Source organism: Microbispora corallina (assembly GCF_016863035.1).
In the GTDB taxonomy this organism is placed as follows: Bacteria; Actinomycetota; Actinomycetes; order Streptosporangiales; family Streptosporangiaceae; genus Microbispora; species Microbispora corallina.
Genome location: NZ_BOOC01000003.1, coordinates 286,309 through 299,802, shown reverse-complemented (window position 1 = coordinate 299,802; position 13,494 = coordinate 286,309). Strand labels below are relative to the sequence as shown.

The 13,494-nt window shown below is 67.5% G+C and carries 13 protein-coding genes; 4 read left to right on the top strand and 9 right to left on the bottom strand.

The genetic code is table 11. The annotated features are described in order from the left end of the window. Positions 1-153: 153 nt before the first annotated feature. Positions 154-1,911 carry a tetratricopeptide repeat protein gene (locus tag Mco01_RS05475; protein WP_204055777.1) on the top strand — a complete coding sequence of 586 codons (1,758 nt, stop codon included), beginning with the start codon at positions 154-156 and terminating at the stop codon, positions 1,909-1,911. Positions 1,912-1,955: 44 nt separating this feature from the next. On the opposite strand, the gene Mco01_RS05470 is transcribed toward Mco01_RS05475, so the two are convergent. Beyond that, the gene (locus Mco01_RS05470; protein ID WP_204055776.1) at positions 1,956-2,597 is read right to left on the bottom strand and encodes a class I SAM-dependent methyltransferase; all 642 of its coding nucleotides are present in this window, start codon (positions 2,595-2,597) and stop codon (positions 1,956-1,958) included. Positions 2,598-2,752: 155 nt separating this feature from the next. After that, the gene (locus Mco01_RS05465; protein WP_204055775.1) at positions 2,753-3,010 is read right to left on the bottom strand and encodes a hypothetical protein; all 258 of its coding nucleotides are present in this window, start codon (positions 3,008-3,010) and stop codon (positions 2,753-2,755) included. A 38-nt stretch (positions 3,011-3,048) separates the two neighbouring features. On the opposite strand from Mco01_RS05465, the gene Mco01_RS05460 reads away from it, so the two are divergent. Continuing rightward, entirely contained in the window at positions 3,049-3,957 is a 909-nt protein-coding gene (locus Mco01_RS05460) for a phosphotransferase family protein (protein WP_204055774.1), read from the top strand. 127 nt (positions 3,958-4,084) lie between these two features. On the opposite strand, the gene Mco01_RS05455 is transcribed toward Mco01_RS05460, so the two are convergent. Both Mco01_RS05455 and Mco01_RS05450 read right to left on the bottom strand, forming a co-directional pair. Further along, a complete protein-coding gene (locus tag Mco01_RS05455; RefSeq protein WP_204055773.1) occupies positions 4,085-5,116 on the bottom strand; it encodes a hypothetical protein in 1,032 nt (343 codons plus the stop codon). Then, a complete protein-coding gene (locus Mco01_RS05450) occupies positions 5,116-5,700 on the bottom strand; it encodes an RNA polymerase sigma factor (protein ID WP_204055772.1) in 585 nt (194 codons plus the stop codon). The genes Mco01_RS05455 and Mco01_RS05450 overlap by 1 nt, the downstream gene beginning before the upstream one ends. A 580-nt stretch (positions 5,701-6,280) precedes the next feature. On the opposite strand from Mco01_RS05450, the gene Mco01_RS05445 reads away from it, so the two are divergent. After that, on the top strand, positions 6,281-6,940 hold the full coding sequence (locus tag Mco01_RS05445) for an alpha/beta hydrolase (RefSeq protein WP_204055771.1): 660 nt from the start codon (positions 6,281-6,283) through the stop codon (positions 6,938-6,940). A gap of 168 nt (positions 6,941-7,108) precedes the next feature. Here Mco01_RS05445 and Mco01_RS05440 read toward each other — a convergent pair whose 3' ends face one another. From Mco01_RS05440 to Mco01_RS05425, 4 genes are all read right to left on the bottom strand, one after another. Further along, positions 7,109-7,603 carry a hypothetical protein gene (locus Mco01_RS05440; RefSeq protein ID WP_204055770.1) on the bottom strand — a complete coding sequence of 165 codons (495 nt, stop codon included), beginning with the start codon at positions 7,601-7,603 and terminating at the stop codon, positions 7,109-7,111. 108 nt (positions 7,604-7,711) lie between these two features. Next, on the bottom strand, positions 7,712-8,716 hold the full coding sequence (locus Mco01_RS05435) for a HEAT repeat domain-containing protein (protein WP_204055769.1): 1,005 nt from the start codon (positions 8,714-8,716) through the stop codon (positions 7,712-7,714). A 6-nt stretch (positions 8,717-8,722) separates the two neighbouring features. Next, complete coding sequence (locus Mco01_RS05430; RefSeq protein WP_307825558.1) at positions 8,723-9,415, bottom strand: HEAT repeat domain-containing protein; 693 nt, start codon at positions 9,413-9,415, stop codon at positions 8,723-8,725. Positions 9,416-9,686: 271 nt separating this feature from the next. After that, the gene (locus tag Mco01_RS05425) at positions 9,687-10,199 is read right to left on the bottom strand and encodes an isochorismatase family protein (protein ID WP_204055768.1); all 513 of its coding nucleotides are present in this window, start codon (positions 10,197-10,199) and stop codon (positions 9,687-9,689) included. A 338-nt stretch (positions 10,200-10,537) separates the two neighbouring features. Here Mco01_RS05425 and Mco01_RS05420 point away from each other — a divergent pair, with 338 nt between their 5' ends. After that, positions 10,538-11,968 (top strand): hypothetical protein, encoded by a 1,431-nt coding sequence (locus Mco01_RS05420; RefSeq protein WP_204055767.1) that lies wholly within the window; start codon positions 10,538-10,540, stop codon positions 11,966-11,968. Positions 11,969-12,292: 324 nt separating this feature from the next. Here the strand turns inward: Mco01_RS05420 and Mco01_RS05415 are convergent, their stop codons facing one another. Continuing rightward, the gene (locus Mco01_RS05415; RefSeq protein WP_204055766.1) at positions 12,293-13,108 is read right to left on the bottom strand and encodes a helix-turn-helix domain-containing protein; all 816 of its coding nucleotides are present in this window, start codon (positions 13,106-13,108) and stop codon (positions 12,293-12,295) included. Between the last annotated feature and the right edge of the window lie 386 nt (positions 13,109-13,494).

Here is a 13,494-nt window from a genome sequence, read left to right as displayed (position 1 = left end):
CCCGACGGCGACGACGCTCACAGGAGACGTGTGATGACGCCCGCTCGCCCGGCCGTTCGCCGCAGCCCCGGCAGTGCTCGCCGCAGCCCCGGTAGTGCTCGCCGCGACGCCGGCAGTGCTCGCGGCGCTCGCGGCGCCGCGGCCCGCAGGGCCGTGATCGAAGCGCGGGATCGTTCCCGGCAACGGTGGATTCTCCTCTGCATCGTCGCGGCGGCCTTCGCCGTGCACGCCAACGGCATCGGCAACGGTTTCATCTATTTCGACGATCCCGAGAGCGTGGTGGACAACGCGTCCATCCGGGAACTCAGCTGGGCCAATGTCGGCCACTGGTTCACCACGCCGCTGCAGTTCATGTACACGCCGCTGGTGAACCTGTCGTACGCCGTCGACCACCTGTTCGGTCAGGGTGCGATGGGCATGTACCACTTCACCAATCTGGTGCTGCACCTCGCCAACGTGGTGATGGCGTTCCTGCTGGTCCGCGGGCTGACCGGGCGTGCCTTCCCGGCCTGCTTCACGGCCGCCGCGTTCGCGATCCATCCCATGAACGTGGACACGGTCGCCTGGATCTCGGCCCGCAGCACCCTGCTGGCCACGCTCTTCTCGCTGGCCGCGCTCCTGGCCTACCTACGTCACCTGACGTCACGACGGTGGCAGCCGCTGGCCTGGTCCGTGGTCCTCTTCGCGCTGGCCACGCTGTCGAAGTCGACCGCGGTCGCGCTGCCCCTGGTGATGTTCCTCGTCGACTACCTCCAGGGCCGCGCCCCGAGCCGGAGACTGGTCCTGGAGAAGATCCCGTTCTTCGCCGTCGCCGCGGGCGCAGGGCTGGTCGCGCTGGCCATGCGACAGGACGTGGTCCCGCCACACGGCTACACCGTCCTCGACCGGGTCGTCGTGGCCAGCTCGGCGCTGGCCGACTATCTGGTGCAGCTGGTCTACCCGTTCCACCTGGCCCTCGCCTACGAGTACCCGGGCACGCCGCTCCCGTGGTACCTCTACCTGTCTCCGCTCCTGCTCGCGGCCGTGGCCGCCGCGCTGGTAGCGATCAGGTCGTCCCGCAAGGTCGTGGTGTTCGGACTGGGCTTCTTCGCGATCACTGTCGCGCCGACCCAGGCGGTCCTCCTCATCGACAACTACCACGCGAACAGGTACGTCTACCTGCCCTATCTCGGCCTGTTCCTCATCGCGGGCCACTTCGCGGACAGGGCGCTCAGCCAGTGGAACGGCATGCCCCGGATCGGGGTGATCGCGGCGATGGCGGTGTTCGCCGTGCTGTTCGCCACGCTGACGGTCGTCCGGAACACGGCCTGGCAGAACACCGAGACCATCATGAGCGACGCCATCGCCAAGGAACCCGGGGTGGCGTTCGTGCACAACAGCCGAGGTATCGCCAGGTTCCGCGACGGCGACTACGCGGGGGCCACGACGGATTTCCAGCGCACCATCGCGCTCGACCCGGACTTCGTGCTGGCCTACCACTACCTGGGCATGACCAAGTACAACAAGGGCGACTACGCGGGGGCGCTCGGCGACCTCGACTACGAGGTGTCGCGGCTTCCGACCTTCGGAGCAGGTTACAGCGAGCGCGGCAAGACGAAGATCGCCCTGAAGGACTACCGGGGCGCCTACACCGACCTCTCCACAGCCCTCACGTACGACCCGCAACTGGTCGAGGCGTACTACTTCCGGGGTGTCGCGGAGATCGAGCTGGGCAACCCGCAGGGGGCGCGATCCGACCTGGACACGGCGATCGGGCTGTTCCCGCAGTACGCCGACGCCTACTACCGGCGCGGCCTGGCGAAATCCCGGCTGGGTGACGCCGGCGGGGCCTGCGCCGACTGGAACACGGCGGTGTCCCTCGGCCAGTCCGACGCGGGCAGATCCATAGCCGACGCCCACTGCTCCGGCTGACTCGGCGCCGGGAGCCGCGAGGGTCCCCGCCGTTCCCGGGAGCGTCAGCGGCGGTGCAGGGTGAACCAGAACGTGGGCACGGAGTTGGTCCCGGGTGTGACGTCGGTGAGGTCCCAGCCGGAGAAGCGGGCGCGCAGTTCGTCCGCGGTGACCCCGCTGATGCCGTCGGCGAACGACTCCGGGCCGTACCCGAACATCAGCAGGCGCGCCCCCGGCGCGGCCCGCCGGGTGACCCCGTCGGCGTAGGCGTCCCGGCGGTGGCCGGGGATGCCGCAGTAGCAGCTCAGGTCGAAGAACAGACTGAACCGCCCGGTCACCGCGAGCTCGTCCAGCCGGGTGACGTCGCCGTGCAGCAACTGCGGCCGTACGCCCGCCGCCTCGGCCTTGTCCCGCGCCTGCCGGATCGCGCGGCCGATCAAATCGACGCCGACGACGTCCCAGCCGTTCCGGGCGAGGTAGACGGCGTTCGTTCCGGTGCCGCAGCCCAGTTCGAGCGCGCGTCCCGGCGGCAGCGCCTGCGCCCCCTCGACCGTCTCCACGAGTTCGGGAGCCGGGATGCCGCTGTCCCACGGCGGCCGGCCGGACAGGTAGTAGAGCTGAAGCATGCGTTTGACGGCCAGTTCGGCGCCACGCTCGGAACTCCTCCCCCTGCTGGTCAGCCGCCAGGCCATCTGTGCCAGGTTCATTCGCTTCCTCCGGTTCCGATCCGCGGATTCGACCCACCGGAGATGTTCCTGCGCCGCCGTCCCCCTGTCGTCGGCCGGCGGAATACGCTCCCGCCTAACGTCCGGGGCGCATCGGGCCCGCCGCCTACGACCGACGACGTATGCGGTGTCGGGCCTTACCTCAGCCACTCAAGGACGGAGCCTTCGGCTTCCTGATCAGCCCGGAGCCGGGGTTTCGAGCGGAGGCGGAGAAGACCACGGACGAGGTGGTACACAGCGGCGAGGACAACGGCCGCGATGAGACCGCAGACGAACAGTGCGCCGCCGAGAACGGCCAGCGAACGAAGCACTTCGTAAGCGAGCCCAAGGAATATGCCGAAGGAGGACACAACCACTCCCAGCTTTTCGCGGGACCGGCCTCCGAGCGTAACCACGTGATCATTTCCGGACAAGAACGGCCTAGGATCGTGGCATGGAGAGCCGGAGCAGCGATCGCGCCGGAGAGGTCCGGGACATCGTCGCCGCTCAGCTGCCCCGCTGTCGGATCGACTCAGTGGACCTGCTGGGGGCGGGTCAGGACAACACCGCCTACGAGGTCGACGGCGAGCTGATCGTCCGATTCAGCGACGAGCCCGATCCGCAGCGCCGGGCCGCGAAGGTGAACGACGAGGCCGAACTGCTCGCCGCCGTCGCGGCCATCTCGCCCCTGCCCGTCCCCGAGCCGGCCTTCACCGTCGCCGAGCGGGGCTGCCTGGCGTACGTCAAAATCCCCGGCGTGCCGCTGATCGACCTCCCGTTGCCGCAACGATCGGCGCACAGCATGTCGATAGCCGCCGCGCTCGGCGAGCTGCTCTCCGTACTCCACCGCGCTCCACTCGCCCGGATGGCCGAGCTGGTGGACGCGGACGACCAGCCGAACGCGGTGTGGCTGGCCGAAGCCGCGGAGATGTACGACACCCTCGCCTCGTGGGTGCCGGCAGCGCATCGCCCGGCCGTGGAGGCGTTCCTCGCCACGCCACCGCCGGCGGACGGACAGGAACTGGTGTTCTCCCACAACGACCTGGGCATCGAGCATGTCCTCGTCGACCCGGACACCGGGAAGGTGACCGGCATCATCGACTGGAGCGACGCCGCGATCGTCGATCCGGCCTACGACTTCGGCCTCATCTGCCGCGACCTCGGCCCCCAGGCCGTCCGCGTCGCCCTGCGCGACTACCACGCCGACCCGCACGAGATCGAGGCGATCAGCACCCGGGCCGTCTTCTACGCCCGGTGCAGCGTCCTGGAGGACCTGGCCTACGGAGTAGAAACAGGGCACCGCAAATACCTCGACAACGGCCTCGCCGCACTGCAGTGGCTGTATCCGGCCCAGCCGGACTGACGATCCCACGCCGGCGGCAAAGGCTGTCGCTCAGGTGGCCGACGAGGGCTGAGCGCGCGCCATCGGTAGGCGTGGAAAGCGGGCCGCCCGGCAACCGGGCGGCCCGCACGATCTCGGGGTAACGGGGTCAGAACTTGCCGGCTTCGACGTCGGCGAGCGTCACCCGGGAGTTGTGGTAGTAGTACGTGCTGGACGGCATGTCCGGCACGCTGCTGGTCAACGCGACAGGATGGCCGGTGCCGGCGTTGATGACCAGCTTCTCCTCGGTCTTCCCGCCGGTCGTGGGCCAGCTGTCCACCAGCGTGAGCGTGGGCTCTCCGGCGGTGGTGGTCTTCGTGACCTTGACCTTCGGCATCGTCGCCATGATGCGGAGTACGCCGGCCCGGACCTGGGGGTTCTCCGGCGCCGCGAGCAGGGCGTCGATCGCGTTCGTCCAGATGTGGTTGTCGGTGATGTCCTTCTGCTGCTGGGCCGTCAGTGGCTTCGGCGGCACGTACTTCTCGCCCCGCGCCTTGGCCAGGCCCTTGAGCTTCTCGATCTTGGTTCGTTCTCCCGACTTGGGATCCGTGCCCGGAGCGAGGTTGGAAACGGCCATCCGGGCGCGCGCGGTGTCGATGTCGCCCTTCACGGCGTAGAGCGCCGCCGCTATGTCGCGCTTGAACATGTCGTCACCGCCGTCCTTCCGGACGACGGCACGCCGCAGGGCTCTCTTGTCGTTCCCCCAGTAGTAGGTGCCGTCGTCGGTGAACAGCCCTATGCCGTGGTCGTTGCTCAGCTCGTCACTGGTCGGCGACTCGTTGCGGATCTCCAGCGTCGCGTCGCCCGGCACGTGGGCTTGCAGGGGCGTGATGGCCGCGGCCAGCTCGGCCAGGATGTGGTTCCCTGCTGCCGGCGCCGCTGTCGCGAGGGGCTGGGCGGGCGTCGACGCGGACGGGACGACCAGCGCCGCGGCCGCGGCCGCGGCGACAAGGCCGGCGGCGCTGAGGCCCATCGTCCGGCGCATGCCCCACCGGGCCCGCCGACGGGACGCGGTTCTCGTTTCCGGCGCCCCTTCCACGGCCAGCGCCGCCCGTAGAACGGCCCTGGCCTCCTCGAAGGCGTGCGGCCGCACCGGCTCGGTGTCCCTCAGGTCCCTCAACAGGTCCATCTCGTCGATCATCAGTTGGCCTCTTTTATCGTGTTGTGATCGGTCAGCAGCGCGGCCATCCCCGGCGCGTTCCGCAATGCCATGCGCGCCTCGTGCAGGTAACGGCGCGCGGTCCCCGGCGGTACGCCGATCGCCCGCCCCGCGTCGGCGACGGTCAGGTCCTCCCAGGCCACCAGGGTCAAGATCTCCCGCTGCTGCGGCCGGAGCAGCGCCAGGGCCTGCCGGAGCACCGACTCGACGTCGACGCGGCTGTCCACGGCGGCCCAGGGGTCCCAGCCGGACGCCCTGTCAGTGATGTCGGTGACGTCCGCCAGCGGCTCCTCGGTGTCCGGACGGGATCGCCAGTGCCGCCGGAGCGTGTTGTGTGCCACGCCGAACAGCCACGGGCGGGCGTCGGGAAAGGAGCGATCGTAGGCCGCCCGGGAGGTGAGCGCCGCCACCCACACCTCGCCGAGCAGGTCCTCGGCCAGATCGCGGCCGACCCGTCGCGCGAGGTAGGCCCCCACCGCTGCCTCGTGACGCCGGACCACCTCGACGAAGGCATCCTCATCGCCGTGGAGTGATCGGCCGATCAACTCCGCATCATCCGGATCCATGCCCCTCCTCGTTACTGGATCGCCTTACACCCAGCTATTGCCAACTGATGGGGCGAAGCGTTCAGCCTGGTCAGGGTCCTGTTGGCCGGGCCGGACGAGGGTGTCCTCCGAGTGAGCGGCCGGACCAGCCTCGCTGCCGAAGTTGCGACGGTATTCGTGAGCCACGAGAGGCCCGCTCACGACCCCACCGAACCTGGGGATATCGGCAGGTCAGCCTGGTTGAAGCAGTTTAAGGGCCCTCCACGGCGACGCCGCCGGCGCTCTGACCTCGGGGTCGTGCGCGGCCACGACGGACGTGCATGGGGGCCGGCCCCGCGTGCCGGAGCGGGCCGGTGCCGACGGGATCAGGCCGGTGTGGCGGAGAAGACGACCTGCTACTTCAACCTGCCGCCCGAGGTCGGCCGGACATGACATGCGGCACGTGGCGCCAGAACAGGCCGCTCGCCCCCCTGGTGAGGTAGCGGGAGGCGCCCTCGCGGGCGGCCGCGGCCGGCCAAGCGGCTACAGCTTCCTCATACTGCCGGTTTTCCGCTGCCATAGCTTTGGGTCTGGTGGTGTGTCTGAAGGACCGGGATTCGAAATGCATAACCAGCCAGCTGCGGGAGAGGTCGTCACCGAGACGTTCGATTACGACGGTGGTCGGCAGGTCACCGTGTACATCCCGCGAGATCCGCCCGAGGCAGTCGTGTTCGCCGGTGACGGTCAGTTGATCGCGCAATGGGGTGGAGTCCTTGAGGCAGCCGACGTACCGTCCACGATGATCGTCGGTGTACACCGCCTGGCCGATGAGACGCTGCGGCTCCATGAGTACTCACCGGGTTTTGACCAGGAACGGTTCGCGGCACACGAGCAGTTCTTCGTTGAGGACGTCCGCCGATGGGCGCGGTCGCAATTCGGAGTCGTGCTCCCCACCGAACGCAACGCGGTGTTCGGTGTCTCGGCGGGTGGAGAACTGGCGCTCGCGATGGGGCTTCGGCATCCGGACGTCTACGGTGCGGTTCTCTGCGCCTCGCCGGGCGCGGGTTTCCGGCCGCCTGGCGTGATGCCGAGTCCGATTCCGCGCGCGTACCTCGTTGCCGGCACACTGGAGCCTTTCTTCCTTGAGAACGCAACCCGGTGGGCGGTCGCGCTGCGCGATGCGGGTGCGGACGTTGTCATGACCGAGCGGGCCGGGTCGCACGGCGGTGCGTTCTGGCGTGACGAGTTCCCGCTGATGGTGGCATGGGCGTTTGGACCGTGAAGCCGACGAGCGGGACGCTAGATGGACTCGATCATGGCGAAGGTGACAGTCGGCTGATTGGTGGAAGGCCGCCAGTGCGGTGTGACGTCGCCGGGTGTTTTAGTAGTCCATCCCGGCCAGGGCGTTGTCGGTGATGACGCGCTCGATACGGGTGATGTGCCGGCGCTGCTATTCGGCGGGACGAGCCGACTCGACCTCCGGCGGGACGTCGGCAGCCTCACTCGCCTCTCCGGACTGTCCCACCTGGAGACGTCGTCCTTTGGCATCGCGGGGCACGCGCTGCGCCGACTCGAAGATCCCATAGGTGCAGGCAAGAGCGAGGAAGCCGGCGACCAGCGCTGCCGGCGGGCCCCACCATGGCCCCAGGCCGGCCAACCATAGTGCGAGATAACCAAGGGCCGGCGCGGCCACAAGCGCCATTCCGAGAGAAGTCAGGTCCCGCTTCGCGGAGTTGTACTGACGAAGAGCCCTGACTTCGTCCCCTATGAGTTCTAGCAGTTGGGTACGGGCATCGGAATCGGGCAGTTTCTCCAACACCTCAGCATCGTTCTTCAGCCGCTCCCGGATCACCCCCGGGCCTCGCGTCGCGGCGTACAGAGCCGTAAGCAGCGGAACGACGGCAGGGAGCGACTTCGCGACCAGATCGCCCCAATCCACGCTCATGATCGGTACTGTAATCGGCGCTGACGACCCAGATGCGCCAGTTCGACCAGGCCGAGTTCGTGCCATCGCGGGCCATGGACGCCACCCGGCATCCCAGGAAAGATCGCGTCATCGCCCGTCGCGGAGCGTGCGAATGTACCTCGCGGTGAGCGCGACGGCACGGTCTTCGTCGTGTGACAGATCCGCGAGGGCACGTGACGTCGTGGGGCCCGGGATGTCCGCGAGCGCCTGCGCCAGCCGCAGACGTACGGACGAGTCATCGGTGCCGTGGGCGAGGCGGCCGGCGAGCCCGGTGGCGATCTGGTCCGCCAGCGTGGGATCACTCGCCAGCGCGCTCAGCGCATCGGCCGCGTCGACGTCGTTCGTCCCCTCGACGATCATGTCGATGAGCGCCGGAACCGCGTCGGCCACTCCACGTGCCCCGAGCGCCAGAGCCGCGCACCGGCGGACCACGACGTCGGAGCTCGTGAGGGCCTCCCGCAGCACTGCGGTCGCCTCACCGTCCGGGATCTCGGCGATGGACTGGACGGCACGTCGCCGTACCTCGGCTGCCGGTGATCCGAGGCCCTCCGCCAGCAGCGCCACCGCGCCACCGCCCGATCGCGCCAGAGCCCATTGAAGGGCTCCGGCGACGTTCGGGTCCGCCTCGCTCAACGCGGCCTCGACCAGGGCTTCCACCGGAACCGGAGCCTCTTCGGCCGACGACAGGGCCGCGCGCTGGCGCTTTCCGGCACTGTCCGACCCCAGGGCCTGCAGGAGCGCCACGATCCGGAGGACGTCCTCCCAGTCGGCGGGTGCCGCGGCGCCGATCCGGCTCAGACGGGTGAGCAGTTCCGTCTCGGCCGCGATGCGTTCTCGGGTCTGGCGGATGAGGTCGCCGACGAGCTCCGAGGGCGTGAAGCCAGGATCGTCCAGGGCACGCCCGACTTCACGCAGCGACAGCCCCAATGACCGCAGGCTCTCGATATGGAAGATCCGCCGGATGTCCTCGCTGGAGTACTCCCGATAGCCGGCCTCGCTGCGACCCGTCGGCCGCACCAGGCCGAGCGATTCGTAATGCCGGAGCATCCGGGCGCTGACCCCGGACCGTCGTGCCACATCGCCGATCAACACCGCCTGTCACCCCTCCTGGCCGGCCGCGCCGAGGACTGAGACGCGCTTCGCCTCCTCGATCGCGAACTCGAATCCCGCATCGGGGTTGCGCAACAGCCGTTCCGTCGCGATCGCGTGCTGACGCACGCGAGGGTCGCGATTCGTCACCGCGGCGTGCAGGGTCGGCACGATCACCTCACCGAGCGCGACCAGCGCCCGGCTGAGGCTCAACTGCGTCTCACGCTCGCCGCGTCCGAGTTGTGTCGTCAACACCCCGGCCAATTCGGATTCTTCACCTTCGGGCACGAGTACGACCGCTGCCCGCCAGGCGCTGCGCGCCACCTCGTCGTCGCCGTCGGTCAGCAGCGCCCGCGTGATCGCGGACCACGCCTGCCGATCTCCGATCTTGGACAGCGTGTGCAACGCCTGGCTTCGCGCCTGCGCACGCTCCGAGCGAAGTTCGCCGACGAGCTTCGGAACCGTCATCGATGACGAATGGCGGGTGAGCGCCCACGTCAGCATGTCACGCACATAGAAATCGGGCTCGACCCCGCATCGTTCGATGAGCTTGTCGATGAACCGCGAATCCGGGGCCGTGCCGATCGCCAGCACCGCCTGTAGCCGCACCGACGAACTGGCGTCCTCCAGCCCTTGATGAACTCGCGACATGTTCGTGTCGTCTTCCGGCATGGTCATCGGAACCATCACCTCCTCGACCACAGTGAAGACCTTGTCACCGTGTCAAGGTCAAGCGAGGCTTTGCGATGGGATCACCAGGCAAGAACAGCGGGCGCGTCCCCGCCGCCAATTCTGCTGGACGACGACGAGTTCGCCTCTGGCGATCGGTCCGGCAGGTGGCTCCACGACCTCACGTCGCGGAGATCCCTCAGGTTCCACGCCTCTGCTCCGACGCACTTCACGCCCTGGCCGACGACCAGGCGTCCACCTCTCTCGGTAGTTCTCGCGGTATCGGCCGAGTCTGTACTGATCTTCAGTCGAGCGCTGCCACAAGCTCGGCGGTGGTGCAGACGGTAGCGATGCGCGGGAAGATGTAGTCGAAGGCGAACTCATGGGCGTGCGCGTCGAGTGCGGTGACCGCGTCCTCGGGCAAGATCACCTTGAAGCCGAACTCGTCGGCGAAACGCGCGGTCTGCTCGACGCCGAAGTTCGTGGCGATCCCGGTGATGATCAGAGTGTCGATGGCGTGCTCACGCAATGCCTCCTCCAGCCCCGTGTTGTGGAATGCGCCCCAGGTGCGCTTCACGATCTCCAGGTCGCCGAGCACCCCTTCCACCAGTTCGCTCCCAGGTGGCTGCTCCGCAACGCCTGGACGCTCGACCCGTACGGAGACGACGAGACCGCCTGCCTTTCGCACTGCGTCGGCCAGAGCGAGGGAGCGGGCGACCACGGCAGGTCCGGTATGGGGTGCCGTGGGCTGCTCGACGATGCGCGTCATCAGGTCGATAAGGATCAATGCAGTGCGACGGGGATCCAGTTTGTCCATGATCGGCATGGTAGCGATCCACATCGGCCATCGAGTCTGTGGACCCTGGACCGCGATCGCTGGGGGCCCGGCCGGGTGTCGTTAAGAACGGCATCACGGCGTGACTTTCGCAAGCTCCCGACAACGCGGATCTCAGCGCCAAGGACAGGTCGCCGCGCGAGATGGAGCACCACTTCGTCTCGCTGCTGTCGGACTCCGGCGTACCAGTGCTTGAGGGTATGTCCTTGCGCCGATCTTCTCCTTGCCGCAGACCATGCTGCACCAGGCCCTCATTGGTACAGCTGCATGGTGAATACCGATCGTGATATGTAGCCGAGATGATCAGAAGTGGGACAGCGTTGGGCGCCCTGGGCGCGTTGCTGGAGCGGTCGCTCGTACAGATCGCGGAGGCGTCAGCAGATGCACGCCTCTATGACCGGCGAACGATCCACACGGTCTCGGACGTGTGGGACAACAACACCTTCCCGTTGTTCCATGCCGCTACTGCCCTCACCTTTGTTGGGCGTGCGCGACGTGCCCGCGCTGCCCTCGCATGGATGGCCGATCTCGGATCGGAGCGGCGGAGTTGGATGGTCGAGCAGGCCACGGTGGCGGGGCACAAAATGCAACGCTTACTGCCGCCACCGCCGGCGGAGCCTCCTCACGTAAGGGACCATCGGGGACGGGTGAGGCCGTCGTCCACACCGCTGACGGCCGAGGCCGCACTCGCGCTCGGCACCGATTACGACCTGGGCGCCGCCGAGGTCCGTACCCTGCTGCTCGAACGTGTCGGCACCCGGCTGACCGGGTCTGTGGTCCTGGCCGCCCCGCGCCGCTACGACGCCGGCCTACCGGCGGGGGAACCGCCCGAGTTGTATCTGTGGTTGAAAGACGTCACTGACGCAGATTTCGACTCCGACGACCGGATGGGAGTCGCCATAGATTCCGGGACGGAGGGGATAACCATCAGTGTCGGCGCGAGCGGAAGACTGCGCGCCACCAGCGGGACCGCCTACCCCGATGACCGTGCCTGGCATCGTTCCACCGCCGGCCGGGCCGCCGACCAGCGGACTCCACCTCGCGAGGAGCACGCCAGCCGCGCACCTGAGCGACGGCGACCACAACCACAGGGTGCGGTCCTGGTCGCCGCCAGGATCTTGCACAGCGTCATGCTGGAGATCCGCATGGTCCGCTACGCCCACCTCGCCGATCGGATCCCTGTCCGGTTGCTCGCCAGCGCACTCGACGGCGCGGGTACGGACATCCTGGCCGCAGGCGCTCGCCGAGGCAGCCGCCGGGAGAAGGCATTCCGCAGCCTGGTCGAGAACTGGATCAAGAACGGCGACCCCGCGCTTACGCCCTGGTTCACAGATCAACTACGTCTCATCATGCGCGAGGAGCGACTTCCGGACACCACCAAAGCATGGATCGAAGGAATCATCGCACCAGGGGCGGCGCTCCCACACCTCGACGCGGCAGCGGCTCTCGACCTCGCCCTGGAGGGTGATCTCCGGTTTGCCAAGTACACGGCCGCACACAGCCGTTACGAGATACCGCGAGACTCCTCTGCCGTCGTAGTTCTAGCCCACCCGCCCACTGAGCAGGACTCACCGAATCAGCCATGGCGACTCCGCACTCTCAAGGTCGACGATGTAAGCCGGTTCCAGCTGCGGACCGATGCCTTCGACGGCCCACTCGGATTGCGAACAACCGGGGAGACATCGAGGGTGGAGTCCCTGGTCCTCGGCCGCGACGCCCTGGATGTTTGCGGGAGGAAAGCTCAGCCTTGATGCGTCAGGTCAAGCACGCTCCCACGCCAGCCCTGATTCGGCCGCGCCCGAGACGAGGCCCGTCCACATGAGGCCGTCAACGCGAAACAGTTGAATAGTGCCGGCTATGTCGAATCCGGCCGGGGGGCCATCAGCCTGGTAAGGCTTTCAGGATCACACGCTCTGGGCTGGGAAATGCTGACCTGGACGTATGGCGGTCGTACGACCGCGAGTCCCGGTGACGGCCCACGAGGATGCCGTACTGGCGTTGGTCTCTCGAGTGGTGCCCGGGGCCGCTCGTTCATTATCAGCTTACGTGTGTGGGCGAGCTGAGCTGGGTCCCACTCAGCACCGGCTGGCAGACAACCTGGTTAGGGCGTCGTCGGATGGGGTGCCGGGCTCGGCATGCGCGACAAAGAGTCGCTGGCCGGGAGCACCGTCGATGGAGAACGTCGCATGCCAGAGAGTCAGATCGCCGACGCGATCATGGTGGTAGCGCCCAATCTCATGCGGTCTGACTTGTATGTCATGGCTTTCCCATATTCGGCGAAAGTCCTCGCTTGCTAGCGATAGCTCCTCCACCAGGGCGAGAACCGATGGGTCGTCGAGGTCTGCACCGACCGCAGCGCGCATATGGGCGACCTTGAACCGTGCCTCCTGTTCCCAGTCGAGGAAGAATTCGCGTGACGCCGGGTTGAGGAAGGTCAGTCGAAGCAGGTTGTCACCATCGGAGAAACCCTCAAGAAAGGCCGCGGTCTCGGCGTTTTGCACGAGCACGTCTAACCGGCGGTTCACCACAAACGCCAGGGCATGCTCCCAGTTGTTCACGAGGCGGAGAACGGACGGGGAGACGCGGTCGGCCACATATGTGCGCCTGAAACTTCCTCGCGTGGAACGGGCAAGCTCGTGCAGGTGTCCTGTGGCCTCGTAGTCAAGGCCGAAGACCCTGGCCAGGGCGTTCAGCACAGCATCGGAGGGGTTGCGTTCCCTTCCCTGCTCCAGTCGTGTGTAGTAGTCGACGCTGACTCCTGCCAGTGTTGCGACCTCGCCGCGGCGCAACCCTGGTGTGCGGCGACTGCCCGCACCTCGCAGGACCCCCGCCCGTTCGACGGTTGTCGCCTGCCGTCGGGCACGCAGAAACTCGCCTAAGAGGTTTTCCACGCCAGACACTGTAAGAAGTTTCATGGCAAGGTATGGCAAAGCCGATATCTACTGTTTGGTAAGTGCGGGAATAAGCCCCCTTCGCGCGACGAACCGGTACCAGACCTTCACCCGGCCGTCGACATCGGCCGGATGATGCTCAGGCGGCGATGCACCCGTCATGGGAGACGTCCTCATCGGGCTTGACAACCTAGATGCCCATGCCCTGCACGGTCTCCACGAGTCCTTCATCCTTGAGGACCTGGACGGCCTGCCTGTACGGCGGAATCGGCGCGGAGAAGATGGACAGCCTCTTTGAGGCATAGTCATTCAGAGCCGAGAAGCAAGATCGGAAAGAGTGAGTTTCACCTGGTGGGCGGGTACTGGGTTCGAACCAGTGACCCCTC

Bases quoted from the DNA above. Each gene is read 5' to 3' on its own strand.
- Mco01_RS05470 (WP_204055776.1), bottom strand. From the start codon at position 2,597: ATGAACCTGGCACAGATGGCCTGGCGGCTGACCAGCAGGGGGAGGAGT.
- Mco01_RS05460 (WP_204055774.1), top strand. From the start codon at position 3,049: ATGGAGAGCCGGAGCAGCGATCGCGCCGGAGAGGTCCGGGACATCGTC.
- Mco01_RS05455 (WP_204055773.1), bottom strand. From the start codon at position 5,116: ATGATCGACGAGATGGACCTGTTGAGGGACCTGAGGGACACCGAGCCG.
- Mco01_RS05450 (WP_204055772.1), bottom strand. From the start codon at position 5,700: ATGGATCCGGATGATGCGGAGTTGATCGGCCGATCACTCCACGGCGAT.
- Mco01_RS05445 (WP_204055771.1), top strand. From the start codon at position 6,281: ATGCATAACCAGCCAGCTGCGGGAGAGGTCGTCACCGAGACGTTCGAT.
- Mco01_RS05440 (WP_204055770.1), bottom strand. From the start codon at position 7,603: ATGAGCGTGGATTGGGGCGATCTGGTCGCGAAGTCGCTCCCTGCCGTC.
- Mco01_RS05425 (WP_204055768.1), bottom strand. From the start codon at position 10,199: ATGGACAAACTGGATCCCCGTCGCACTGCATTGATCCTTATCGACCTG.